At 30.4% G+C, this 26,300-nt stretch carries 21 protein-coding genes, 1 tRNA gene and 1 pseudogene; 12 read left to right on the forward strand and 11 right to left on the reverse strand.

Annotation, left to right across the window (positions count from 1 at the left end):
- Window positions 1–45: 45 nt before the first annotated feature.
- Window positions 46–747, reverse strand: coding sequence for a lipoyl(octanoyl) transferase LipB (gene lipB, locus BW723_RS09365; RefSeq protein WP_068355518.1), 702 nt, complete (start codon window positions 745–747; stop codon window positions 46–48).
- Window positions 748–844: 97 nt separating this feature from the next.
- Between lipB and BW723_RS09370 the strand changes: the two genes are divergently transcribed.
- Window positions 845–4,564 carry a reprolysin-like metallopeptidase gene (locus BW723_RS09370; protein ID WP_226789160.1) on the forward strand — a complete coding sequence of 1,240 codons (3,720 nt, stop codon included), beginning with the start codon at window positions 845–847 and terminating at the stop codon, window positions 4,562–4,564.
- Window positions 4,561–5,235, forward strand: a complete 675-nt coding sequence (locus tag BW723_RS09375; protein WP_068355513.1) for a fibronectin type III domain-containing protein — start codon at window positions 4,561–4,563, stop codon at window positions 5,233–5,235. Before BW723_RS09370 ends, BW723_RS09375 begins: the two co-directional genes overlap by 4 nt.
- A 71-nt stretch (window positions 5,236–5,306) precedes the next feature.
- Here the strand turns inward: BW723_RS09375 and pruA are convergent, their stop codons facing one another.
- Entirely contained in the window at window positions 5,307–6,932 is a 1,626-nt protein-coding gene (gene pruA, locus BW723_RS09380) for an L-glutamate gamma-semialdehyde dehydrogenase (RefSeq protein WP_068355510.1), read from the reverse strand.
- Window positions 6,933–7,089: 157 nt separating this feature from the next.
- Between pruA and BW723_RS09385 the strand changes: the two genes are divergently transcribed.
- Complete coding sequence (locus BW723_RS09385) at window positions 7,090–7,779, forward strand: NRDE family protein (protein WP_068355507.1); 690 nt, start codon at window positions 7,090–7,092, stop codon at window positions 7,777–7,779.
- Here the strand turns inward: BW723_RS09385 and BW723_RS09390 are convergent.
- The 4 genes and pseudogenes from BW723_RS09390 to BW723_RS09405 all read right to left on the reverse strand — a co-directional run bounded on the left by BW723_RS09390 (window position 7,776) and on the right by BW723_RS09405 (window position 10,565).
- Complete coding sequence (locus tag BW723_RS09390) at window positions 7,776–8,564, reverse strand: hypothetical protein (RefSeq protein ID WP_068355504.1); 789 nt, start codon at window positions 8,562–8,564, stop codon at window positions 7,776–7,778. The two genes, BW723_RS09385 and BW723_RS09390, sit on opposite strands and share 4 nt — an antisense overlap.
- A 102-nt stretch (window positions 8,565–8,666) precedes the next feature.
- Window positions 8,667–8,945 (reverse strand): annotated as a pseudogene (locus BW723_RS18155) (DUF3667 domain-containing protein); the annotation flags it as partial.
- The gene (gene apaG, locus BW723_RS09400) at window positions 8,912–9,298 is read right to left on the reverse strand and encodes a Co2+/Mg2+ efflux protein ApaG (protein WP_068355874.1); all 387 of its coding nucleotides are present in this window, start codon (window positions 9,296–9,298) and stop codon (window positions 8,912–8,914) included. The pseudogene BW723_RS18155 and the gene apaG, both read right to left, overlap by 34 nt.
- Window positions 9,299–9,347: 49 nt before the next feature.
- Window positions 9,348–10,565, reverse strand: coding sequence for a type IX secretion system plug protein (locus BW723_RS09405; RefSeq protein WP_068355501.1), 1,218 nt, complete (start codon window positions 10,563–10,565; stop codon window positions 9,348–9,350).
- Window positions 10,566–10,761: 196 nt separating this feature from the next.
- On the opposite strand from BW723_RS09405, the gene BW723_RS09410 reads away from it, so the two are divergent.
- From BW723_RS09410 to nqrF, 6 genes are all read left to right on the forward strand, one after another.
- Complete coding sequence (locus BW723_RS09410; RefSeq protein ID WP_068355498.1) at window positions 10,762–12,111, forward strand: Na(+)-translocating NADH-quinone reductase subunit A; 1,350 nt, start codon at window positions 10,762–10,764, stop codon at window positions 12,109–12,111.
- Between the two features lie 4 nt (window positions 12,112–12,115).
- On the forward strand, window positions 12,116–13,315 hold the full coding sequence (locus BW723_RS09415; protein ID WP_068355495.1) for an NADH:ubiquinone reductase (Na(+)-transporting) subunit B: 1,200 nt from the start codon (window positions 12,116–12,118) through the stop codon (window positions 13,313–13,315).
- Window positions 13,316–13,317: 2 nt separating this feature from the next.
- Complete coding sequence (locus tag BW723_RS09420) at window positions 13,318–14,082, forward strand: Na(+)-translocating NADH-quinone reductase subunit C (protein ID WP_068355492.1); 765 nt, start codon at window positions 13,318–13,320, stop codon at window positions 14,080–14,082.
- A gap of 2 nt (window positions 14,083–14,084) precedes the next feature.
- Complete coding sequence (locus BW723_RS09425) at window positions 14,085–14,732, forward strand: NADH:ubiquinone reductase (Na(+)-transporting) subunit D (RefSeq protein ID WP_068355489.1); 648 nt, start codon at window positions 14,085–14,087, stop codon at window positions 14,730–14,732.
- An 82-nt stretch (window positions 14,733–14,814) separates the two neighbouring features.
- A complete protein-coding gene (gene nqrE / locus BW723_RS09430) occupies window positions 14,815–15,540 on the forward strand; it encodes an NADH:ubiquinone reductase (Na(+)-transporting) subunit E (protein ID WP_076686368.1) in 726 nt (241 codons plus the stop codon).
- Between the two features lie 7 nt (window positions 15,541–15,547).
- Entirely contained in the window at window positions 15,548–16,858 is a 1,311-nt protein-coding gene (gene nqrF / locus BW723_RS09435; RefSeq protein WP_068355484.1) for an NADH:ubiquinone reductase (Na(+)-transporting) subunit F, read from the forward strand.
- Between the two features lie 86 nt (window positions 16,859–16,944).
- On the opposite strand, the gene BW723_RS09440 is transcribed toward nqrF, so the two are convergent.
- Window positions 16,945–17,406 carry a Na(+)-translocating NADH-quinone reductase subunit F gene (locus BW723_RS09440; protein WP_068355481.1) on the reverse strand — a complete coding sequence of 154 codons (462 nt, stop codon included), beginning with the start codon at window positions 17,404–17,406 and terminating at the stop codon, window positions 16,945–16,947.
- 157 nt (window positions 17,407–17,563) lie between these two features.
- Here BW723_RS09440 and BW723_RS09445 point away from each other — a divergent pair, with 157 nt between their 5' ends.
- The 3 genes from BW723_RS09445 to BW723_RS09455 all read left to right on the forward strand — a co-directional run bounded on the left by BW723_RS09445 (window position 17,564) and on the right by BW723_RS09455 (window position 18,599).
- Entirely contained in the window at window positions 17,564–18,013 is a 450-nt protein-coding gene (locus BW723_RS09445) for a retropepsin-like aspartic protease (RefSeq protein ID WP_068355478.1), read from the forward strand.
- 19 nt (window positions 18,014–18,032) lie between these two features.
- A complete protein-coding gene (locus BW723_RS09450; protein WP_068355475.1) occupies window positions 18,033–18,485 on the forward strand; it encodes a GatB/YqeY domain-containing protein in 453 nt (150 codons plus the stop codon).
- A gap of 40 nt (window positions 18,486–18,525) precedes the next feature.
- Window positions 18,526–18,599: transfer RNA gene (locus tag BW723_RS09455), tRNA-Arg, on the forward strand.
- A 254-nt stretch (window positions 18,600–18,853) separates the two neighbouring features.
- On the opposite strand, the gene BW723_RS09460 is transcribed toward BW723_RS09455, so the two are convergent.
- The 4 genes from BW723_RS09460 to BW723_RS09475 all read right to left on the reverse strand — a co-directional run bounded on the left by BW723_RS09460 (window position 18,854) and on the right by BW723_RS09475 (window position 26,113).
- Window positions 18,854–21,259, reverse strand: coding sequence for a glycoside hydrolase family 31 protein (locus tag BW723_RS09460; RefSeq protein ID WP_068355472.1), 2,406 nt, complete (start codon window positions 21,257–21,259; stop codon window positions 18,854–18,856).
- 249 nt (window positions 21,260–21,508) lie between these two features.
- On the reverse strand, window positions 21,509–23,416 hold the full coding sequence (gene glgB / locus BW723_RS09465; RefSeq protein ID WP_068355469.1) for a 1,4-alpha-glucan branching protein GlgB: 1,908 nt from the start codon (window positions 23,414–23,416) through the stop codon (window positions 21,509–21,511).
- Window positions 23,417–23,443: 27 nt separating this feature from the next.
- Window positions 23,444–24,706: a glucose-1-phosphate adenylyltransferase gene (locus BW723_RS09470; protein WP_068355466.1), complete on the reverse strand. Its 1,263-nt coding sequence runs from the start codon at window positions 24,704–24,706 to the stop codon at window positions 23,444–23,446.
- 3 nt (window positions 24,707–24,709) lie between these two features.
- On the reverse strand, window positions 24,710–26,113 hold the full coding sequence (locus BW723_RS09475; RefSeq protein WP_068355463.1) for a glycogen synthase: 1,404 nt from the start codon (window positions 26,111–26,113) through the stop codon (window positions 24,710–24,712).
- Window positions 26,114–26,300: the final 187 nt, after the last annotated feature.

Raw genomic sequence — 26,300 nt, forward strand, 5'->3', positions numbered from 1 at the left:
GTGAAATTTTTTCCAACTTCAAGCATAACACTTCACACTTTCATCTTAAGAAATAAACTCATTCACCTCAAAAAGTGTTTTAAAATGCTTTAAAATTTTAGTTTTCACTTCTTCTAAATCAACTTTTTTACCCAATTCAGCTTCCATAGAAGTAACAGCTTTACCACGAATTCCGCAAGGAATTATATTATCAAAATAACCTAAATTCACATTTGCATTTAAAGCAAAGCCGTGCATTGTTACCCATCTAGAAGAACGAATACCCATAGCACAAATTTTACGAGCAAAAGGCGTTCCAACATCCAGCCAAACTCCAGTTTCTCCTTCACTTCTTGTACCTTTTATACCATATTCTGCAATGGTTAAAATTATAGTTTCTTCTAATAAACGCAAGTATTTATGAATATCAGTAAAGAAATTTTCTAAATCTAAAATTGGGTAACCTACAATTTGTCCTGGTCCATGATAAGTAATATCTCCACCTCTATTAATTTTATAAAAAGTAGCACCTTTTTCTTTTAGCTGATTTTCATTCAACAATAAATTACTCATATCACCACTTTTTCCTAAAGTATACACATGCGGATGCTCAACAAACAAAAAGTGATTTTTAGTAGTTTCTTGTAAATCATTTCTACGATTAGAAATCTTAACGTCTACGGTTTCTTGTAGTAATTCAGTTTGATAATCCCAAGTTTCCTTGTAATCCTTAACTGATAAGTCTTTTAATTCGATGTTTCTGTTCATAATCTAAAGCGCAAAGGTAAATATTTCATTATATTTGAAGGGTTAATATTAAAACGATATTATGAAAATTAAAAGTCCCCTTTTTTTATTACCAATAGTGTTTTTTTTGAGTGTTTTCCAAATCAATGCACAAGAAAACTGGCAAAAGATTTCTAAAACAAATTATACAAAGAAAGAAACTGCTGTTTTTAGTAAAAAACATTTCCCAAAGCAATACAATTTGGTTTCTTTAAACTTAGAAAGTTTTTCTTCTAATATCAAATCAAAATCAAAAAAAACAAACAATATTATAGAATTACCAGATGCAAATGGAGAGTTGCAGAAATTTCGTGTAATAGAATCTTCAAATTTTGAGGTGGAATTACAAGAGAAATTTCCAGAAATAAAATCATATTCAGCACAAGGTATTGATGACCCAACTGCAATTGCTAAAATAAGTATGGGTACAGATGGTTTTCATGGAGTTATTTTTTCTGGTCATCATAAAACAACTTATATAGATCCTTATTCAAAAAATAATCAAGATTATATTGTTTACAATAGAAGTAGTATTTCTAAAGAAAAAGATGATTTTGAATGTATAGTAGAAGAAACAGCAAGTAAAGAACTTGCTTTTTCTGAAGCAGCAAAAAATGCAGACGATGGTAAATTAAGGACCTTTAGATTGGCATTGGTTTGTAGTGGAGAGTATGCACAGTTTCATTTAACAAGACAAAATATTTCATCAGCAGCAACAGATGCCGTGAAAAAAGCGGCAGTTTTATCAGCAATGAATACATCAATGTCAAGAATTAATGGTGTTTTCGAAAAAGATTTGTCAGTTAAATTAGTAATTGTAGGTAATAATGATGATGTAATTTTTTTAGATGAAGATACAGATAATATCACTGATGGTAATGCTGATACTATGATAGATGAAGTACAATCTATTTGTGATTCGCAAATAGGTTCATCTAATTATGATATTGGACATATTTTTAGTGTTGGTGGAGATGGTTTGGCAGGTTTAGGAGTTGTTTGTATTGCTGGGCAAAAAGCAAGAGGGGTTACAGGTATTGCTGCTCCTGTTGGAGATCCTTATGATATTGACTATGTGGTTCATGAAATGGGGCATCAATTTGGGGCAACACACACACAAAATAACGATTGTAATAGAACAAGTTCTACAGCAGTAGAGCCTGGTAGTGGTTCTACGATTATGGGTTATGCAGGTATTTGTACTCCTAATGTAATTGGTACTGGTTCTGCAACTGGTAATAGTGATGATTATTTTCATGCAGTAAGTATCGCTCAAATGTGGAGCCATATTCAAACTTCAGGTAGTTGTGCAGTTACTTCAAATACAAATAATACAGCACCTACAGCTAATGCAGGTTTAGATTATTCAATTCCAAAATCTACACCTTTTAAATTAGAAGGTGTAGCTACAGATACAGATGGTTTAACCTCTTTAACTTATAATTGGGAGCAGATAGATAATGAAGTTTTTTTAGATGTAGATGATAATCCTGTAATGCCACCCATGTCTGTAAATGATATTGGGCCAATGTTTAGATCTTTGCCTTCTAAAACTACACCTGTTAGATATATGCCAGAATTGGCAACGATAATTGCAGGTAATTCTTCTACAACTTGGGAGGTTTTACCTTCTGTTGCAAGAGATTTAAATTTTTCTTTTTTAGTAAGAGATAATAATGTTGGTGGAGGAAGCACAGCAAGAGACGATGTTAAAATTACAGTTACAGATGCTACTGCGTTTACAGTAAATACTCCTAATTCTGCTGTTATTTGGGATGTAGGTTCTACACAAAACATTACTTGGAATAATGGAACTACAAATCAGGCACCTATTAATTGTTCATCAGTAAATATTAGATTGTCTACAGATGGAGGAATTACTTTTCCTATTTTATTAAAAACCAATACATCAAATGATGGTTCAGAAAGTATTATAATTCCAGATAATGCAACTTCTAGTGCCAGAATTATGGTAGAAGCTGCAGATAATATTTTTTATAATGTAAATAGCACAAACTTTACTATAAAATCGACTACACCTACTTTTGTTCTAAATAATAGTAGTGGTACGCAAATTGCTTGTAATTCAGGAAACGAAACTATAGATTATACTTTAAATTTCGATTTTGTAAATGGTTTTTCAGAAACGGTTACACTTTCTGCAACTGGTCAGCCATCAGGATCTGCAGTAACATTTAATCCAACCACTATTAATAATGATGGTAATGTAACAATGTCGGTTTCTAATTTAGATGGTAAAACAGCCCAAGATTATATAATATCGGTTCTTGGATCATCAATAAGTGTTACTCAGAGTTTAGATGTAGATTTAAAATTAACATCACAAACATTTAATACTTTAAATCTAACTTCACCAACAAATGGTGCAACAAATATTGTTTTAACTGGAGATTTAATTTGGGATGCTAATTCAAATGCAACTTCATATGATGTCCAAATTGCAACAGAGGCAGGTTTTACAAATATTGTTTCTTCTGGTAATGTAGCTACAAACTTATATACAACAGATAATTTATCTGGGTTAACAGAGTATTTTTGGAGAGTAAAACCTAAAAATGATTGTGGAGAAGGTTCTTATTCTACTGTATATAGTTTTACAACATTCTCACCAAGTTATTGTGGGTCTACTTTTACAGATGATGCAGGTGGTGCAGAACATATACAAAACGTTACTTTTGGATCAATTAATAATACTTCTAACAATGATATTTTAGACGGTTATGAAGATTTTACAACTTTAAACACTAATGTTCTAAGAGGAGATACTAGCCAAATAAGTGTAACTTTTGATACAGCTGGATTCCAAGATCATTGCTATGTTTTTATAGATTGGAATCAAGATTTTATTTTTGATAATGATACAGAAAGATATGATTTAGGTTCAGAAACTGAAGATGTTGGTACACGAACTTTTAATATTACTGTGCCAAGTGATGCTAGGTTTGGACAAACAAGAATGAGAGTTATAATTGAATATGATGACCCTACAAATGGTTTTGGTTTGGGAGCTTGTGATTCAGATCATTTAACAGAATGGGGTGAAACCGAAGATTATTCTGTAACAGTTGCAGAAATAGGAGGATATTCTATCTTAACTACTTCAGAAACTTGCGTAGATGAAAATGATGGTATTATTCAAATAGAAAATAAGCAAGATAATCTTATAAGACAGTTGTTAATTACTGGGCCATCAACCAATATTAATCAATCATTTAATTCTAGTAATTTTAGTTTGTTTGATGTGGCTCCAGGAGATTATGAAATTTGTATTACCACAAATAGTTTAGAAATTACCAATTGTTTTGAGGTAACTATAAAAGAAGCTCAGCCAATTAGTTTAAAACTAACAACAGCAAAATCTTTAAATACATATTCGTTTAAAATTGAAGAAGGTACACCTCCCTTCAATGTATATTTAAATAGCGAACTTATTGCAGTTTCTAGTGAAAAGGAATTTGATTTAGAAATAAATAAAACTGGTAAACTAGAAGTAAAAACAGCTAAAGAATGTGAAGGTTTATTCAAAAAAAGTATTGGAGAAGTAATTTTAAAACAAAACCCAGTATCAAGTTTTATAGAATTACAGTTACCTATGGGCATTGAAAAGACTATGATTGAAACCACAGTTTTCGATATTAATGGTAAACTTATTTTTAGAAAAGAATTTAAAAGAGAAAATGATGTATTACAAATTCCTTTTAAAGAATATGTAAACGGATTTTACATTCTTAAATTATCGTTAGAAAACGCAACACCCATTAAAATTTTAAAACAATGAAAATAGTAAATATAAAATCACTAGTAATCGTTTGTTGCTTTTTATTGGTGAACTGTTCAAAAAAAGCAAATCAAGCTCCAAGTGAAGTAGATTTGATTTTTCCATCAGAAAATTTATTGTGTATAGATAATACAATTTCTTTTAATTGGTCAGAAGCTATAGATCCAGATGATGATGATTTAGAATACAACATCATTATTGCAAAAGACAGAGCTTTAACAAATGTTGTAGAAAACAGAACAATAACAAAAAGTCAGGTTGACATTACTTTAGAAAAGGAAACTGCTTATTATTGGAAAGTAGATGCGCTAGATATAAACAATAATTTAGGAAGTTCTTCTCAGGTTTTTGCATTTTATACAAAAGGTGAAGCAGATGAAAATTATGTGCCATTTACTTCACAATTAATATCACCTAATAACAACACTTATATTTCAAGTGGGACAGCAGAGTTAACTTGGAAATCTGGTGATCCTAATTTAGAAGATGTTTTATCTTTTGAAGTTTATTTTGGTGAAGATTCAGACCCTGTTTTGGTAGATGATAATGTTGTTACAGAAAATTATTCTGTAAATGTAGTTTCTGGTACAACATATTATTGGAAAGTGAATGTAAAAGATGAAGATGGTGCCAAATCAATTGGTCAAATTTGGTCTTTTTCTGCAAATTAAAATATATTTTAAAAACAAAAAAAAAGCCTCATCAATTGCTGATGAGGCTTTTTTTTGTTAGTAATTATTTTTTATCCTAAAAAAGGATATTTATAATCTGTTGGTGTTACAAAAGTTTCTTTTATCAACCTAACAGATGTCCATCTCAATAAGTTTTGTGCAGAACCTGCTTTATCATTTGTACCAGAAGCTCTAGCTCCTCCAAATGGTTGCTGACCTACAACTGCTCCTGTTGGCTTATCATTAATATAGAAGTTTCCAGCAGCATTTTCTAATGCTTTAGAAGCTTGTTCAACAATATATCTATCCGTAGAAAAAATTGCACCTGTTAAAGCGTATTCTGTAGATTCGTCTACTAATTTTAAAGAAGCTTCCCATTCTGCATCTTCGTAAACATAAACTGTCATTACTGGGCCAAAAAGCTCAGTAGTCATTGTAGAGAATGTTGGCGATTTTGCAAGTATTACTGTAGGCTCAATAAAATAACCAACAGATTTATCATAATTACCACCAATAATTATTTCTGCATTATCATCAGCTTTAGCTTCATCGATATATTTTGCAATTTTATCAAAAGAACCTTCGTGAATAACAGCATTTATAAAGTTATCAGGATTTTCTGGTGACCCCATTTTTAATTCTGATGTCTGTGCAATTAAGTGTTCTTTTACATCGCCCCAAATAGAAGTAGGAATATAAGCACGTGAAGCTGCAGAACATTTTTGACCTTGATATTCAAAAGCACCTCTTGTTATTCCTGTTGCAACTTGTAAAGGGTTTGCAGAGTTATGAGCCCAAATAAAATCTTTACCACCAGTTTCACCAACAATTCTCGGGTATGTTTTATAAGTATGAATATTTGCACCAATTTGTTTCCATAATTCTTTAAAAACAAAAGTAGAACCTGTAAAATGTAATCCAGAGAAATCTGGAGATGATAAACAAGTATCAGAAATCATTACAGGATCTCCATAAACAACATTAATAACTCCATCAGGTAAACCAGCTTCTTTAAACAAATCTACAATTACTTGTGCAGAATATGCTTGATGATCAGAAGGTTTCCAAACTACAACATTACCCATTAAAGCTGCTGCTGCAGGTAAATTTGCTGCAATAGACGTAAAGTTAAAAGGTGATATTGCATAAACAAATCCTTCTAACGGTCTGTATTCAACTCTATTCCAGATTCCTGGAGCAGATGCTGGCTGATCTTTGAAAATATCAGTCATATATTGTACGTTAAAACGAAAGAAATCGATCATTTCACAAGCTGCATCAATTTCTGCTTGGTGTACATTTTTAGATTGCGCAATCATTGTTGCAGCATTCATTTTTGCTCTATAAGGTCCTGCTAATAACTCAGCAGCTTTTAAAAAGATAGATGCTCTTTCCATCCAAGAAACAGAAGACCAAGCTTGTCTTGCAGCTAATGCAGTTTCAATGGCTTCATCTATATGTTTTTTTTCTGCTGTATGATATTGCCCAACTACGTGTTGATGATCGTGAGGAGGTGTAACGTTTTTTGTGATACCTGTTCTAACTTCTGCACCATTAATATGCATTGGTATATCTACAGAACCATTAAACATTTCTTTATAAGTTGCTAATAATTCTTCTCTTTCTGGAGACTCAGGTGCATAGCCTTTTACAGGCTCATTTACTGCAACTGGAACATTAAAAAATCCTCTTGCCATTTTGTATGTTTTTTAAATTTGAATCGACTAATTTTGTCGATGCAAAGTTACAGTTTTTGTTTCAATAAATTTAATGGTTCTTAGGTGTCTTTTGTTAAGGAAAATTTAAGAACTATATTAATATTTAAGATTTATCATAATTTTTTAAAAGATTTTTATGTGTACAGTAACCTATCTTCCTTTAGGAGATAATAATTTTATTTTAACGTCTAATAGAGATGAAACTCCGTTAAGAGAAACAATTCAGCCAAAAACTTATCTAGAAAACGGAGTAGAAATTACTTATCCAAAAGATGAATTAGCTGGAGGAACTTGGATTGGCACAAGTAATAAAAACAGATTAGTTTGCTTGCTAAATGGTGGTTTTGAAAATCATAAAAGGCAATTACCTTATAAAATGAGTAGAGGTGTTCTTGTTAAGAATATACTTTCTGCGGATGATGCTATAGCTTATATAGATAATTTTGATTTTATAAACATAGAGCCTTTTACGTTAATTTTTGTTGATTGGAATACCACTTTGAAAACCTATGAATTAGTTTGGGATGGATTAAAAAAACACTTTAATAAATTACCACAAGAACCTAAAATCTGGTCTTCATCGACTTTGTATACTTTTAATATGAGGCAATCCAGAAAAGGTTGGTTTGCTAATTGGTTAGCTCAAAACAAATTGTTTACTCAAGAAAGCATATTACAATTTCATAATAATTCAACTTTAGGAAATGTAGAAACATCAATTAAAATGAAACGCGAATTTGTAGAAACTGTAAGTATTACATCAATTTTAAAAACAGATAATGATGTTACTTTTAATTATTTTGATTTTATAAAGGCTAAAGTTTAAAACAGCGCAAAAGAAATTAGAAAAACAAAAATAATACCAATTGTAGCTACTATAGAATAGCTAATATTTAAGAGTATAAATTTAAAAAATGTTTTTATGTAGCCTTGCTGATAAAATTTTTTCATAGCAATAAGTAAATAGAGTAAAAATAGAATGGTAAAAATCCATAACTCTGGTTTTAATCCAAATAATTTTAATAAAAAGAAAATGGCAAACAACATGAAAAATACAGTTTGCACGTGAAAAACAAAGATTAAATGATCTACGTACCCAAATTTTCTTCGGATGTAAAAGAACTTTAAAAACAGCGTAAAAAAGGGTAAAAGTATAAAGAGTGAAATTGAGCCAGAAGATAAAATCTGACTAAAAAATTTATCTCTACTATCTTCATCTTCAGTAAAAGAATATAAGGTTTTAGCTCTTGTAAATAAAAAACGATTTGTAAAATTTTTCTCAAAGCCCAAAGAATCTAAAGCAACATCCATTTTAGAATTTGGATATTCTTTTACATAATCTGTAAATGTATCTAACCTAGTCATACCACCAAAATTAAACGTTATGTCGTCTTTCTCTTTAGTTGCAGTAGTATCTCTAGCTTCTTTTTCTACCTCTTCTAATATCTTTTTTCTGGCAGATGCTGGTATAGGGACAAATGATTTTTTTAATTCACTATCTAGTTTTTGTTTAATTGAATCTATTTCTGCATCAGTTGGTATTTCTTTTTTCTTTTTTATAGAATCTTTTTTAACAACTTCTGTAATTTCTGCAACACTCTCGTTTGCCAATTGTTCGTATTTTTCTATAGACTTAAATAGACCTACAATTAAAAAAAATAGAATAGATACTGTTAAATAAAAACGAAAAGGGTTCGAATAGCGTTGTCTTTTACCATCTATATAATCTCTAGAAACCTTACCTGGTTTTATTAAAAGAGGAACAATAGTTTTCCAAAACTTTGCATCAAAATTGAATAATCCATTAAAAACTTCATGAATAAAACTTTTAAAAGTAATTCTATTCCCTTTATTGGTTTGGCCACATTCTGGGCAAAATTTTTCGTAGCCCGAAAAAGGGTAACCACAATTTAAACATTCTGGATCTTTAACTTTTACTACTTTATTTTTCTTTTTTTTTAGTTTGATAAGATTTGAGTTGAAAGTTGAAATGTGGGTATAATAACCTTAAAATGTTCTGATGTGTTTAAGTTTTTCATCGAATAAAAACCTTTCATAGCACCAATATTAGATTCTAAAAAGCAACCAGAACTGTAAGAATAAGTGTCGTTTGGTTTTAAAACAGGAGTTTGGCCAACAACACCTTCGCCTTCTACAACTTCTGTTTTATTAAGCGAATCAAAAATTTGCCAAAAACGATCTTTTAATTTAACCGTTTGTAAAGAATGGTTTTCTATGGTAATAAAATAAGCAAAGACATAATACAGCCTGTTATTTTTATAGCTTGTACCATTGTATTTCGTGTTTACAGAAATTTTAATGCCTTGTGTAATTTTTTCTACCATTGCTGGTAAATGTAGTTTTTTTGAATAAAAAATGCAAGTCAAAAATTAATTATCTATTTTGATCAAAATAAGTAGTACCAACTCCAATAACTCTATCATATAAACCACCAAAAGGTTTGTAATAGGCAATTACTGTATATTGGTTTTCTGTTTGATAAAAATTACCATTTATAGCATTCGTATCTACTTTGTTATATTTATCTACAGTTGCAAAAGTATAATTGTAAAAACCTTGTTTTAGTAAAATGCTTCCTTTGTAGCTTAGGTCTTTAAAATCATATTCCATTTTGGCATTTTCATCAATTTTAAAATTATTGAAAGCACCATAAATATATACGTCTTTATCTAAAAAAGGAGTATCAGCAAATAAAGTAAAATGCATCATTGCATAATCTGCTTCTGTATTTGTGTCAGTACCTTCTAAAGTTCTAATTACAAATTGCCCATTAATATCAGGATTGTATCTGTAAGATAAATACTCATTATATGTATAAGGATATAAATAGTGATGAAAAATATCTTTCATTTCAATTCTAACTGTATTTACACTTCTATTTCTAATGAGTTTACTATCAAAATTTAAATATTCATTGCCACCTTCAAAATTGGTTTTGTTGGTATAAGTGTATAATAATTGATTTTGTTTGAAAAAAGTAGGTTGTAAATCTGTAATTTTTTCATTCCAATTTTCATTTTTTAAGACAACAACATTTATTTCTTGTGATGGATTATTGATACGTAAATTAGGATGATTAATAGAAAACTGAACCGTTTGTTGCGTGTTTGTAGTTTTAGCATCTCTACTTCTGGTAACATTTGCAGCAACAATAGCTGCATTTTCATAGAGCACAAATTTTCTTGTAAAAACAACTTCATCATCATTATTTAAAACCGATAACAGATAGTTGCCACTTTTAGTAATCACAGTATTTATATTCGGAATTTTTACTGAATAATGAGAGTAGCTCTGAAAAGTATTAAATGAATTGGTAACATCTATAATCGAATTTTCATCAAACCCGTCTATAAACTGACTAGACAATAATCTGCTCTTTTGCCAATCGTGAGTCATATGCTGAATCCTGTATCTGTAATCTTTAGCATCAGCATCTAAATCATCAAAAGACAATTCTAAAACAGTGCCTAAAGGCACAATAGAAGAATAATTATTTTCTTGTAAAGGTCTAAGTTGAATCGATTTTATGTTTTGAGATGAAACATTTAAACACAAAAAGACTAAAATAGGTAGTAAGATTTTCTTTAACATATTGCAAAAATAAGTATTCATTTTTCAGAATAATCAAAATTTAAGCCAAAAATTAACACTATAACGTTTTCATTAAATTTTATTTATTTAGAATTGTTATAAATAATGAATTTAAGCTTTAAATTGTGTCTAAAACACGATGTAAAATCCGTAAATTTGCGTGATTTTTTTAGATAATTAAAATTCCAAATTTACTATGTCAAAAGACATTCGTATTAAAAGAGGCTTAGATATTAAGCTTGTTGGTGTTGCAGAAAAAACTACTACAAAAATTGCTTTGAGTAGTGTTTATGCAGTAAAACCAGAAGATTTTCACGGAATTGTACCTAAGCTTGTTGCCAAAGAAGGGGCAGAAGTAAAAGCAGGAGAAACACTTTTTTATTCAAAAAGTGACGAACGCATTTTATTTCCTAGTCCTGTTTCTGGTAAAGTAGTAGAAGTAATTCGTGGAGCAAGAAGAAAAGTTTTAACCATAAAAATTGCTGCTGATGCTAGCCAAGTTCATACAGATTTTGGTGTAGTCGATGTTGCTAAAATGTCTGAACAAGAAGTGAAAAATCATTTGTTTACTTCAGGTTGTTGGCCATTTATTAAACAACGTCCTTACGATGTTGTAGCAAATCCAAACCAAGCACCAAAAGCAATATTTATTTCTGGATATGCAAGTGCACCTTTAGCTGCAGATTTAGACTACACTTTAGCTGGTAAAGAAGCTGAGTTACAAGCAGCAATTAATGCTGTGTCTAAATTAACAGAAGGTAAAGTTCATTTATCAGTTGGTGCTAATTCAAACTCTGTTTTATCAAAATTAACAGGTGTAGAATTGCATAAAGTTTCTGGACCACATCCATCAGGTAATGTAAGTACTCAAATTGCAAACATAGATCCTATTAATAAAGGAGAAGTTGTTTGGGTTGTTACTCCACAAGATTTAGTTGTAATTGGTGAGTTATTGTTAACAGGTAAGTATAATGCTGAAAGAACAATTGCATTAACAGGTTCTCAATTTAGCAAGCCACAATATGTTACTGCAATTGCAGGAGCAGCAATCGAAGATATTACTAAAGATAATTTAAATACTGATAATACAAGAATTATTAGTGGTAACGTTTTATCTGGTAGTCAAGTTACAGAAGAAGGTTTTATAGGTTTTTACGATAATCAAATAACTGCAATTCCAGAAGGAGATGATTATGAGTTTTTTGGTTGGAACAAACCAATCTTTAATAAAATTTCTACTTCTAGAGCGTTTACTTTTTCTTGGTTAAGCCCAAATAAAAAGTACGATTTAAATACCAATACAAATGGAGAGCATAGAGCTTTTGTTGTTACTGGTTCTTATGAAAACGTTTTTCCTTTAGATATTTATCCAATGCAATTATTAAAAGCATTTATGTATAAAGATTTAGACGAAATGGAAGCGTTAGGTGGTTATGAAGTAGCTCCAGAAGATTTTGCATTAACCGAATTTATTTGTGTGTCTAAACAACCACATCAAAAAATAATTCGTGAAGGTTTAGATTTAATGAGACAAGAATTAGGATAAGATTATGAGCTTAAAACAAAACTTACATAATTTAAAAGAGAAATATAAAGGGACCAAAATGGCACCTGCATTTAATGCAATCCATACCTTTTTATATTTACCAAATGAAGTTACTCATGGAGGAACTCATATAAAAGCAGCAGACGATTTAAAGCGTACAATGAATATTGTAATTATGGCTTTAGTACCTTGTTTGCTTTTTGGAATGTTTAATGCAGGTTACCAACACTATGCAGCTATAGATGGTTCTTTAAGAACAGATGTTTTAGCTAACTTTTTTACTTGGGATAACCTTTGGATAGGAATCATAAAAGTATTACCTCTAGTAATCGTTTCTTATGGAGTTGGTCTTGGTGTAGAATTTATTTTTGCAATTATAAAAGGGCATGAAGTAGAAGAAGGTTATTTGGTAACGGGTATGTTAGTGCCATTAATTGTACCAATTGACACACCTTTATGGATGTTAGCTGTTGCTGTTGTTTTTGGAGTTGTAATTGGTAAAGAAGTTTTTGGAGGTACAGGTATGAATATCTTAAACCCTGCATTAACAATTAGAGCATTCTTATTCTTTGCATATCCAACGTGGATGTCTGGAGATAAAGTTTGGGTTTACGACGCAGTAAAAAGAACAGGTACAGAAGATGCAATTTCTGGAGAAACTATTTTAGGTAGTTACGCACAAAACAATGATGTAGTTTATTCTACTTGGGATATGTTTATGGGATTTATTCCTGGTTCTGTTGGTGAAACATCAACTTTATTAATCTTATTAGGTGCAGCTTTCTTAATTTTCACAAAAATTGGAAGTTGGAGAATTATAGTATCAACTTTTATTGGTGCTGCTGTAATGGGATTAATTTTTAACGGAATTGTAAATGCAGACATCATTACAGAATCTAGTAAGTTCTACGGATTAATGAACACTGATTGGTGGCAACACTTAATAATTGGTGGATTAGCATTTGGAGCAGTGTTTATGGCTACAGATCCTGTAACTGCATCACAAACAAATAAAGGAAAATGGATTTACGGTTTCTTAATTGGTTTTATATCAATTATGATTCGTGTATTTAACCCAGCATATCCAGAAGGTGTATTTTTAGCAATCTTGTTAATGAATGTTTTTGCACCAACAATAGACCATTATGTGGTTCAAGGAAATGTAAAAAAGAGATTAAAACGTACTAAAGTTAAAACTGCCTAATTATGAGTAAGAGAACAGATAGTAATAGTTATACAATGATTTTCGCTGTAATTATGGTGTTAATTGTTGGTTCTTTATTGGCTTTTATGTCATCTTCTTTAAAGCCAGCTATTAAAGAAAACGAAAGAATAGAAAAGCAACAGAATATTCTGTATGCAATGGGTGTAAATGAAAATGATGAATCTAGTGCTAATTTTGTGTCAGCATCAATAGCAGGAGAGGAGTTTGCAAAATATATTACCAAGCAAATTGTTATAGAAGGTGATAAAATAACTGAAAGTGACGATGCTTATTTAATTGATGTAAAAAAGCAACAAGCCAACGCAAAAGAAGGTAAAACTAGAAAGTTGCCTTTATTTGTTGGTGAAAAAGATGGTAAAACATTTTATGTAGCACCAATTAGAGGTAAAGGTCTTTGGGATGCAATTTGGGGTTATGTTTCTATGGATGAAAATATGGTTGTTCAAGGTGCTTATTTTGATCATAAAGGAGAAACTCCTGGATTAGGTGCAAACATTAAACAACGTTATTTTATGGACGATTTTATTGGAGAACACTTGATGACTGCATCAGGAGAATTCAAAGGAATTACGGTTGCCAAAGGAAATAACGATCCGAAGAACGAAGAAAAAACAGATTATGAGGTAGATGCAATTGCTGGTGCAACAATTACTGGTGATGGTGTATCTGCAATGATAAAGAAAGATTTAGCATTGTATGTTCCTTATTTTAAATCATTAAAAGAATCTAATAAAATAAAATTATAACTATGGGACTTTTATCAAAAAAAGACGCAGCATTAATTAAAGATCCATTATTAGATAATAATCCAATTACAATTCAAGTATTAGGTATTTGTTCTGCATTAGCAATTACTGCAGAGTTAAAAGCTTCTATTGTAATGTCAATTTCGGTTTTATTTGTACTAGGAGTTGGTAACGTAGTTATCTCATTAATGAGAAATATTATACCATCAAAAATTAGAATTATTGTACAACTTATTGTTGTGGCAACTTTAGTAATTATTGTTGATTTAGTTCTAAAAGCATTTGCTTATGAGTTAAGTAAAACATTATCCGTTTTTGTTGGTTTAATTATTACAAACTGTATTATTATGGGACGTTTCGAAGCTTTTGCTTTAGGTAATGGACCTTGGAGATCTTTCTTAGATGGTATAGGTAACGCTGTTGGTTATGGTGTAATCTTAATAGCAGTTGGTTTCTTTAGAGAGTTATTAGGTTCTGGTACTTTATTAGGTTTTAAAGTTTTAGGAGATCCAATAGAAAAAACAGGTTTATATGCTATAGGATATGAAAATAACGGGTTTATGTTATTATCACCAATGGCATTAATTGTTGTAGGTATCATCATCTGGGTTCAAAGAACAAAGAACAAATCATTAATAGAAGAACATTAAATAGTTGGTAGTAAAACAGTATTCAGTTGGCAGTAAATTGCTGACTGCAAACTGCGAACTGCGGACTTAAGACTAAAAAAATATGGAACATATAGAATTATTTTTCAAATCGATATTTATAGATAACATGGTTTTCGCAACCTTTTTAGGGATGTGTTCTTACCTAGCAGTATCTAAAAAAGTATCTACTGCTGTTGGTTTAGGAGCTGCTGTAATCTTTGTATTAGCTGTAACTGTACCTTTAAACTGGTTGTTAGATCAATATATATTAAAAGATGGAGCTTTAGTTTGGCTAGGAGAAGAGTATGCTGAGTACGATTTAAGCTTCTTATCATTTATTATGTTTATTGCAACTATTGCAACAATGGTACAATTGGTAGAAATTATTGTTGAAAAATTTTCACCATCATTATACAATTCATTAGGTATTTTCTTACCATTAATTGCTGTAAACTGTGCTATTTTAGGGGGTAGTTTATTTATGCAATCTAGAGAAATACCTTCTTTAGGATTAGCATTAACTTATGGTGTAGGTTCAGGAATTGGTTGGTTTTTAGCAATTTTAGCTATTGCAGCTATTCGTGAAAAAATTAGATATTCTTCAGTTCCTCCAGCTTTAAGAGGTTTAGGAATTACTTTTATTATTACTGGTTTAATGGCTATTGGTTTTATGAGCTTTGGTGGTATGTTAACTGGTGGAGATGAAAAGAAAGAAGAAAAACCAGCTGTAGAAGCTAAGGTAAAAAAGGTTAAAGTAAAAGAAGAAAAGGCTAAAGAAATTGTAGCTGAAAACACAAATATAAACTAGTAAAAGAATGATATTAGCAGCAGGTACAATAGGAACCATTATTGCAACAGTAGCAGCCTTTTTATTAATAACATTGTTATTAGTAACATTGTTACTATTTGTAAAACAAAAATTATCTCCTTCTGGTCCAGTAACAATTACCATTAACGGAGAAAAGAAAATAGAAGTTGGTTCTGGTAGCACACTTTTAACAACATTAGGAAACGAGAAAATCTTTTTACCATCTGCATGTGGTGGTGGTGGATCTTGTGTACAATGTGAGTGTCACGTTTTAGAAGGTGGAGGAGAAGCTTTACCTACAGAAGTGCCACACTTTACAAAGAAAGAATTAAAAGAAGGTATACGTTTAGCTTGTCAAGTTAAAGTTAAACAAGACATGAACATTACAATTCCAGAAGAAGTTTTCGGAATTAAAAAATGGGATGCAGTTGTTGTAAGAAATTACAATGTAGCCTCTTTTATTAAAGAGTTCGTTGTTGAGATTCCTGAAGATATGGGATATAAAGCTGGTGGATATATTCAAATTGAAATTCCTCCATGTGAAGTTAAATATTCTGATATGGATATTACAGCCCACCCAGAAGAACACGAAACTCCAGACAAATTTGAAGCGGAATGGGATAAGTTTAAATTACGTCCGTTAGTAATGAAAAATACTGAAACTGTAGAAAGAGCATACTCAATGGCTTCTTACCCAGCAGAAGGTAGAGAAATTATGTTAAACGTGCGTATTGCTACACCTCCATTTGATAGAGCAAAAGGTGGCTGGATGGATGTAAATCCAGGAGTAGCATCTTCTTATATCTTTAACTTAAAGAAAGGTGATAAATGTGTAATTTCTGGTCCTTATGGAGAGTTTTTCATTAATGAATCAGATGCAGAAATGTTATATGTTGGTGGTGGTGCTGGTATGGCTCCAATGCGTTCTCACTTATATCACTTATTCAGAACGTTAAAAACTGGTAGAAAAGTTACTTATTGGTATGGAGGTCGTTCTAAAGCTGAATTATTCTATATTGAGCACTTTAGAGCTTTAGAAAAAGATTTCCCGAACTTTAAATTTTTCATTGCATTATCAGATCCTTTAGAGGCTGATAACTGGAAAGTTAAAAAAGATATTAATGATGAATCTGGAGATGGTTTTGTAGGATTTATTCATAATTGTGTAATAGACAATTATTTAAATCATCATGATTCACCAGAAGATTTAGAATTATACTTCTGTGGACCACCATTAATGAACAAAGCTGTTCAGAAAATGGGTGAAGATTTTGGTCTTGCAGATGAAAATATTCGTTTTGATGACTTTGGTGGATAAACCAAACGTTATTGTAAACATCACAAAACCGATTCAATTAATTTTGAATCGGTTTTTTGTTATGAGTTTATTTTGATTAAATTTATTTAAGCTAAAAATGTTTTTAGATGATAAATAGGCTCACCATTTTCTTGTTCAAATATTTTGGAATAATCCATTACATTAGGTATGTTGTCTAATTTGCATAAAAGTTCTACTACATCAGATAAACCATTAAATAAAACTTCATTAGAAGTCGGGTTTTCTGGTTTTGTATTGTAATGGCATAAAGGAGTTTTAAATCCGCAAGCATCTAAAAATACCTTTTCTATCTTTAATATTTCTTGTGGTGTATAACCATTAAATTTTCTTCCTAAATTTTGATGTACTCTACCTACATAACTCAATTCTAAAGAACCATGATCATTTGATAAATGTTTCCAACTATCATTATTGTCTAAGATGTTTCCTACTGCACAAGCAGTACAATCTTCAGGATTTAATCTATTATTATGATATGCATTGTATAGTTTTATAAGTGCTTGTTCAAGTCTTTTTGTAGTTTTCATATACTATTGCTTTTTATCATTCTAAAAATACTAAAATATTATTACTAAATCAAACCGATACAATTTTCTGTTGTGTACATAATAATAGTAAATAAGATAAATGCTGGTTTTATTTCATCCTATTAAATCGTATTTTTGATGTTCTTATTTTCGAAAAATGAAAAATATCCAAAAAATATTAAAGAAAAAGAAATACATTAAAATTAAATTAAAGCGGATTGCAACAAATCATTTAGAATTAAAAGCAACGATTAATGGTGTAAAAGGCAGATTTATTTTAGATACTGGTGCATCTAATTCTTGTGTTGGTTTAGACTTAATAGAACATTTTAAATTAGATGCGCAAGAAAGCGAAACAAAAGCTGCAGGTGCTGGTGCAACAGATATGGAAACCCAACAATCTGAAAATAATTCTTTAAAAATTGGAGATTGGAAAACCAAACAGTTTCATTTAGTATTATTTAATTTATCACATGTTAATACTGCACTTGTGCAACATAAAGCAAAAGAAGTACATGGAATTATTGGTGCAGATATTTTACAAAAAGGAAAAGCATTTATAGATTATAATAAGAATATTTTATATTTAAAAAAGATAAAGAAATAATTAATAAAAATTATATAGTATGAGTTTACAAAAACAGGTAATGGATAAGATGAAAGAAGCAATGAAAGCAAAAGATACGGTTGCTTTACAAGCTTTAAGAGCTGTTAAATCAGCATTTTTATTAGCAAAAACTGAAACTGGAGTACAAGAAGAATTAACAGAAGAGCAAGAAGTTAAAATTATTCAGAAACAGGTAAAACAAAGAAAAGATAGTGCAGCTGTATTTTTAAAACAAGATAGACAAGATTTAGCTGATCCTGAATTAGCAGAAATTAAAGTTTTAGAGCAGTTTTTACCTGAAGCATTATCAGAAGAAAAAATAGAAGAAGTTGTTGCAGCTACTATAACAAAGTTAGGTGCTTCTGGTATGCAAGATATGGGGAAAGTTATGGGTGTTGTTTCTAAAGAATTAGCAGGACAAGCAGATGGTAAAACCATATCTACCTTGGTTAAAAAACATTTAATGAAATAAATTATTTGTATGATTCTTAATTTAATTGAGAATTATATTAGGCTCCATAGTTCAACTGAATAGAATATCAGATTTCGGCTCTGAGGGTTGCAGGTTTGAATCCTGCTGGAGTCACAAAAATTTATATAAAAAAGAAGCGATGATAGGTTTAACCTTACATCGCTCTCTTTTTACTAACAATTAACTAGAAAACTAGTTTTGGATTATATAAACCTTGGGGGGAGATTCATAATTATAATTCAAATTTACATTAGATTTTAATATTACACAATCCCCAAAAATGGTGAAATTTTCTTATCCCCATAAATAGGGAGAAACCTCCCTATTTATGGGGAGGCTTCTCTAAAAATTGATTTATATAAAGTATCTTATTTTGCGAATAAATGTAATTCAGAAAATTCTTTATCTACTGTAATAGATTGAGATTCACCTTTTTCTGATTGATTTAGTTCTACTTCTACGTTGTCTATTTGTACAGATGCAATTTTAAACGGTAAGTTGTGTAAATTTACAATGAACTTAGAATAAGCAGCATCAAAAGTACCTTCTTTGTGTTGTGTTAAAATAAATTCTTTCTTTTTACCGGTTAATTTAAAAGTTCTTAAACTATATCTTCCTTTTTTATAATCGTAACCATCATGTGCATCATCATATAATTGAGATTTTTCTTTACCGGCTTTGTAATATACATCTAAAGTAATTTCATCGAAATTCTTTTCGCCTACATATTGTTGTACAGGATATTTAGGAATTACAGCACCTTCTTTTATAAAGATTGGCATGCTATCAATATCTGCATCAACCCAAATTTCTTTACCACCTTCTATTATTTCTTTGGTCCAGAAGTTATACCATTTACCTCTTGGTACATACATTCTTCTACCTTTGGCATTTGGTTCTTGTATCGGACATACTAAAATTTGATCTCCATAAACAAACTCATCACTTCTATAGTGTGTTTGTGCATCTTCTTGATCGAATAGTACTAAAGATTTTAAAATTGGAGTTCCATGATTAATGTGTTTCCAAAAAGCAGTGTATAAATAAGGTAATAATTGATATCTAATTTCTACAAATTTTCTAACAATATCAGTAATTTCTTGTCCGAAAACCCAAGGCTCTTGATCTCCATGGTCTCCAGAAGAATGCACTCTACAAAAAGAATGGAATATTCCTAACTGAATCCATCTTGCAAAAAGCTCTCCTTGTGGTTGTTCTGCAAATCCTCCAATATCTGATCCAGCAAATGAGAAACCAGACATTGCCATTCTTTGAGCTTGATTGTTTGCGATTGCTAAATGTTCCCAAGTGGCAACATTATCTCCCATCCAAGTAGAAGTATATCTTTGCGTACCAGAATAAGCAGCTCTTGTAATTACAAATGGTCTTTTAGGATAAGCGTACTTTTTTAAACCATGATAAGTGGCACGTGCCATTTGCATACCGTAAATATTATGTGCTTTTCTATGCGAACAATGGTTACCATCGTAATCATGACGAACATCATTAGGAAAAGATTTGTTTGGCACATCCATAACAGCAGGCTCATTCATATCATTCCAAACACCTTTTACACCAATATCTTCTATTAATTCTTGAAAAAGACCAGACCACCATTCTCTAACTTCTGGTTTTGTGTAATCAGGAAAATAACATTCACCTGGCCAAACTTTACCTTTCATATAAGGACCATCTGCACGTTTACAGAAATAGTCTTTATCTAATGCTTCTTTAAAAACATCATATTCTAAATCTATTTTAATACCTGGATCTATAATAACTACGGTTTTAAACCCTTCTTCTTCTAATTCAGTTACCATTCTTTTTGGGTCTGGAAAATGATTTTTATCCCAAGTAAAACAACGAAAACCATCCATATAATCGATATCTAAATAGATAGCATCACAAGGAATTTGTAGATCTCTAAATGTTTTAGTGATCTGTTTTACATTACTTTCTGGGTAATAACTCCATTTACACTGATGAAAACCTAAAGCCCATAAAGGAGGTAATGCATGAGGTTTACCAGTTAAATCTGTATAATTGGCAACTACGTCTTGCATTTGTGGACCATAAATAAAATAATAATCCATTTCGCCACCTTGTGCCCAAAAACTCGTAACATTTCTTCTTTCTTGTGCAAAATCGAAATATGTTCTAAAGGTATTATCAAAGAAAATACCATAAGCTTTGTTATTGCATATAGAAGTGTAAAAAGGTATGGCTTTATAAATAGGATCTGTGTCTTTACCAAAAGCATAAGAATCTGTTACCCAGTTTTCGAAACGTTTCCCTTTTAGGTTAACATCTACAGGCTTATCACCTAAACCATAGTAACTTTCTGCTTTTTGAGAAATCTTACTCATTTTTACAATATCGCCACCAAATTCGTAGCTTTCTTCCCAATGAAAACCAATTTCATCTTCATTGATTAAAACCAAATCTATAGCATCATAAATGCTAACTTGCAAGCTTAATTTTTCTACTTTACAAATTAACTTAGAAGTTTTAATAATGTAATGCGTATCATCTTCAGTAATTTCTAAGAAACTATAACCTCTTGAAGCGTGCATTGTAATTCCGTAAGAAAAATCATTTTCAAATTTTCCTGTAGTGGCATATCTAAAACGTATTACACTATCTCTTACAATTGTTACTTGTAAAATAACATTGTTCTTTGTTGTAAAGTAAAGTGTATCTACATCTTTTTTATAACCTATTATTCGAGAAGGAAATAAATTCCCTTTTTGTTCTAATTCAGTATTAACAATCATAATTGATTTTTTTTGATTTTTTAATTTCGTGAAATTTATTTAATAATTTTAAATATCGACGATAAAATACAGTATATGTTAAAAACAAAAATATTGCTTATTTATTTAAAAATAAACTGAATACGATATCTTTTAATATTATTTAAGTAGAATTTTTATTGTGATAAAATTGATTAGTTTTTTTAAGAAGTACATAAAAAAAAACTCTTTTTTTATCGATTTAACTGATAATAAAAGAGGTTTATTTTTTTATTTATATTTAAAAGCCAGCATACCAAGAGGAGGAAGGTTTAATTCCAGAGAGTTCTCTCGGTTATTCCACTTTAGTTCTTCTGATTTTAATTTGTTGTTTTTATAGTTACCTGTACCAAAGTATTTTTTATCATCGCTATTAAAAACGAGTTTTAAGTTACCTGCTTTTGGCAAACCAATTCTATATTTTTCTCTAGGTACTGGTGTAAGATTTAAAACTACAATTACATTATCTGCTTCGTTTTCTCCTTTTCTAAAGTAAGATAAAACTGAATTTTGATGATCTCCGTGATCTAACCATTCAAAACCTTCGTAAGAAAATTGTTTTTGAAATAAAGCTGGTTCTTTTCTGTAAAATGTATTTAAATCTTTAACAAGTTGTTGAACTCCTTTATGTATATCGTAATCTAACAAATGCCAGTCTAAACTTCCTTGAAAATCCCATTCGCTTGTTTGCCCAAACTCACCACCTTGAAACAATAATTTTGTGCCAGGATGCGTAAACATAAAAGAGTAAAGTAATCTTAAGTTAGCAAAACGTTGCCATTCATCTCCAGGCATTTTTCCTACTATGGATTTTTTACCATAAACCACTTCGTCATGAGATAGTGGTAGCATAAAGTTTTCTGTAAAAGCGTAATTTAAACTAAATGTTAAATCGTTTTGATGATGTTGTCTGTAAATGGGTTCTTTTTTAAAGTAACCTAATGTATCATGCATCCAACCCATCATCCATTTCATACCAAAGCCTAAACCACCATCATAAATTGGTCTAGAAACTTTAGAAAAAGAAGTAGATTCTTCTGCAATGGTTTGTACATCAGGGAAAGAAGCATATACTTCTGTGTTCATTTCTTTTATAAAATCGATGGCTTCTAAGTATTCTCTACCACCGTATTTATTAGGTTCCCATTGGCCAGCTTCTCTAGAATAATCTAAAAATAACATTGATGCTACAGCATCTACTCTTAAACCATCTATATGAAATTGATCTAACCAATAAATGGCATTACTAATTAAAAAAGCTTTTATTTCGTTTCTACCGTAATTAAAAATTAAACTTTTCCAGTCTTGGTGATATCCTTTTCTTCTGTCTGGATGTTCATATAAATGAGATCCATCAAAGTAACCTAGTCCATGATCATCTGAAGGAAAGTGAGAGGGTACCCAATCTAAAATAACTCCAATGCCTTTTTTATGGAAAGTATCTACTAAATATTTAAAATCATCTGGATAACCAAAACGTGCTGTTGGTGCAAAATATCCTGTTAATTGGTAACCCCAACTTGGGTCGTAAGGATATTCCATGATTGGCATAAATTCTACGTGTGTAAAATTCATTTCTTCTACATAATCTACTAAATCTTCTGCAAGCTCTCTGTAACTTAAGAATCTGTGTTCTTCTATTTGTTTTTTCCAAGAACCCAAGTGAACTTCGTAAACAGAATATGGCGCATCTAATGCGTTGTTTTTCTTTCTGTTTTTCATCCAAGATTTATCTTGCCAGTCGTAATTATCTGACCAAACTTCTGATGCTGTTCTTGGTGGATGTTCACATCTTCGAGCAAATGGATCTGCTTTTTCTGTAGTTACATTATTATGAGAACTTCTAATTTTGTATTTGTAAATTGTGCCTTTACCAATATTTGGTATAAAACCTTCCCAAATACCACTACCATCCCATCTAACGTTTAATTTATGTTCTGTTTCTTGCCAAAAATTAAAATCGCCAATTACAGATACTGATTTTGCACTTGGTGCCCAAACAGCAAAATAGGTGCCTTCTACATTATTAACTGTAGTAATATGCGACCCAAATTTTTCGTATAAGCGATAATGTTTTCCTGCTTTAAATAAATTAATATCAAATTCTGTAAATAAACTGTAAGCTATAGCGTTTGGCATATATTTCTTTATAAGTAGTAGGTATTGTTAAATTATTGTTCCTTTAGGAATTGTTGCGCCTTTTCTAACAACTACAATACCGTCTTTAATTATATAGTTATCTTTTTCTGTATCTTCTAAATGATCACCTCCATTTATGGTAACATCATCTCCAATTCTAGAGTTTTTATCTAAAATACAATTGTTAATGTTACAACGATCTCCAATACCTAAAACATTTTCTATTTTATTATTTTCTATATATTCTAAAGATTCGTAGCTATCATTACCCATCATATAGGTATTTGTGACTACGCTATTTTTACCAATTCTAGATCTTACACCAATCACGCTTCGTTCAATTTTGTCTGCATGTATAATACATCCATCAGAAATAACCGCTTTATTTAATAAGGTTCCAGAAATTTTTGAGGTTGGTAAAATTCTTGCTCTTGTATAAATTCTGTTATCATCATATAAATTAAACTTAGGTATATCATCAGTTAAACCTAAATTTGCTTCAAAGAAAGATTGTATGGTACCAATATCTGTCCAATATCCTTCGTATTGATAACTTACTGTTTTATGGTCATGAATTGCGTTTGGTATAATTTCTTTTCCAAAATCTATAGTATCTGGATTTTTCATTAGCTCTACTAACAACTCTCTATTAAATATATAGATACCCATAGAAGCTAAGTAGTTTCTACCATCTTTTTTCATTTCATCACTAACATCAGATGTCCAATCTGGTAATAATGATTCGTCTGGTTTTTCTATAAACGAGGTAATTGTATTTTCTTCATTGGTTTTTAATAGACCAAAACCAGTAGCTTCTTTAGCGGTTACTGGATAAGTTGCTATAGAAATTTCTGCATTACTTTCTTTATGCTTTTCAATCATATGCTGAAAATCCATATTATATAATTGATCTCCAGAAAGAATTAATGCGTATTCGAATTCGTTTTGTAAAAAGTGATGCATACTTTGCCTAACAGCATCAGCAGTTCCTTGAAACCATTTATCACTTTGCATAGTTTGTTCTGCAGCCAATACATCAACAAAAGCTTGACTAAAAAAACTAAAGTGATAGGTATTTTTTATATGTTGATTTAAAGAAGCAGAATTAAATTGTGTTAATACATACATTCTTTTAATGTTTGAATTAATACAATTAGAAATTGGGATATCTACTAATCTGTATTTACCAGCAATAGGTACAGCAGGTTTGGATCTGTCTGCTGTTAAAGGGTATAGTCTAGAACCTTGACCACCACCTAAGATTATTGATAATACACTGTTATTTATCATAGTTTACTTTTTTAAAGATTTATATAAGTTAATATATTCTTGTGCAGAATTGTTCCAAGAATGATCGATTGCCATTATTTTTTTAGAATTTTTTACAAATTCTTTTTTGTTTTGGTAAAAAGAGTTTGCTCTACTTATTGCAGTGGTTACATTAGTTATTGTAACACCATAATGACGAATACCAAAACCATCTTCTTGTTCTAGATCTATTATTGTGTCTTTTAACCCACCAATTGCATTTACGATTGGCATTGTACCATATCTTAAAGAATACATTTGATTTAAACCGCAAGGTTCTACTCTAGAAGGCATTAAAATAAAGTCTGCACCAGCATATATAATATGAGAAAGCTTTTCATCATAACCTATATACGCATTGTAATTTTCTGTGTCTAATAAAGCCGTTAATTGCTTTTCTGTTTCTTTATTACCAGAACCTAACAAGAGTATAGAAATGTCATTTTCTGCTAAGGCTTTTTTAAATATTTCAGGAAATAGGTCACTTCCTTTTTCGCCAACTAATCTGCCTATAAAAGCAAAAAGTGGTTTATCTATATCTAATTTAAACTCATTACAAAGCCATTCTTTATTTGCTTTCTTACCAGAAACTACCGTAGATTTTGTGTAGTTTTTTATAAGATAATCATCAGTTTCTGTATTCCAAACATTCCAATCAATTCCGTTTAAAATACCAATGCATTTATCACTTTCTTGATTTAATAAGTTTTCTAATCCGTTTGCACTGAGTTTTAACTCATTCATATAAGAAGGAGAAACTGTAGTTACAGCCCAGGCACATTTTATGGCTGCCGCAAGCGGATTAATAATACTGTTCCAATCTAATAAACCAACATCTTTAAAATTGAATTCGGGTATTAAATATACTTTTCTATGAGAAAACCATCCTTGATATTGTGCATTATGAATGGTTAGTATTGTGGGAATAAATCGTAGAGATTTGTATTTATAAGATTGTGTCATCATAAAAGGTATTAAACCTGTATGATGATCATGAATATGAATAATGTCTGGGTTTTCTTGCCAAGAAGAAATCCAATCTAAAGTTGCAATTTGAAAAGCTAAAAAACGTTCTGTATCATCTGCAGAATAAACGTACTCCTTGTAAATTAATTCAGGTATATCTACGCAGTATAAATCAAATTCTAAATTGCTATTTGTAAGTTTTAGTATTTTAAAACTTAAGGTGTCGTACCCCAAAATTAATTGGTCTTCATGTACAATATCAAAACTATTATTTTGAGTAAATTTATTGTTGTAAAAGGGCATTACAACATTGCTTGTTACATTAAGTTCCCTTTGGTATTTAGGTAAAGCACCAACAACATCTGCTAAGCCACCAACTTTAGCAATAGGATAACATTCTGCACTTATATGTAATATATTCAAAATATAATTTTTAATTTCTGACTTAAAATTACAAAAATTATATTTATTATTAGTAAAGTTTTATATTATTTATATAAATTTAATTATCCACTAATTTTGTTATCAAATTAATGAAAAGTACTTTCAATTATAAAAAAGGATGCTATTAAACAATTGCAGAATTTTAATAAATAGTTACCATTTTTTT

Origin of the sequence: Polaribacter reichenbachii (genome assembly GCF_001975665.1) — a bacterium.
Classification (GTDB): Bacteria; Bacteroidota; Bacteroidia; order Flavobacteriales; family Flavobacteriaceae; genus Polaribacter; species Polaribacter reichenbachii.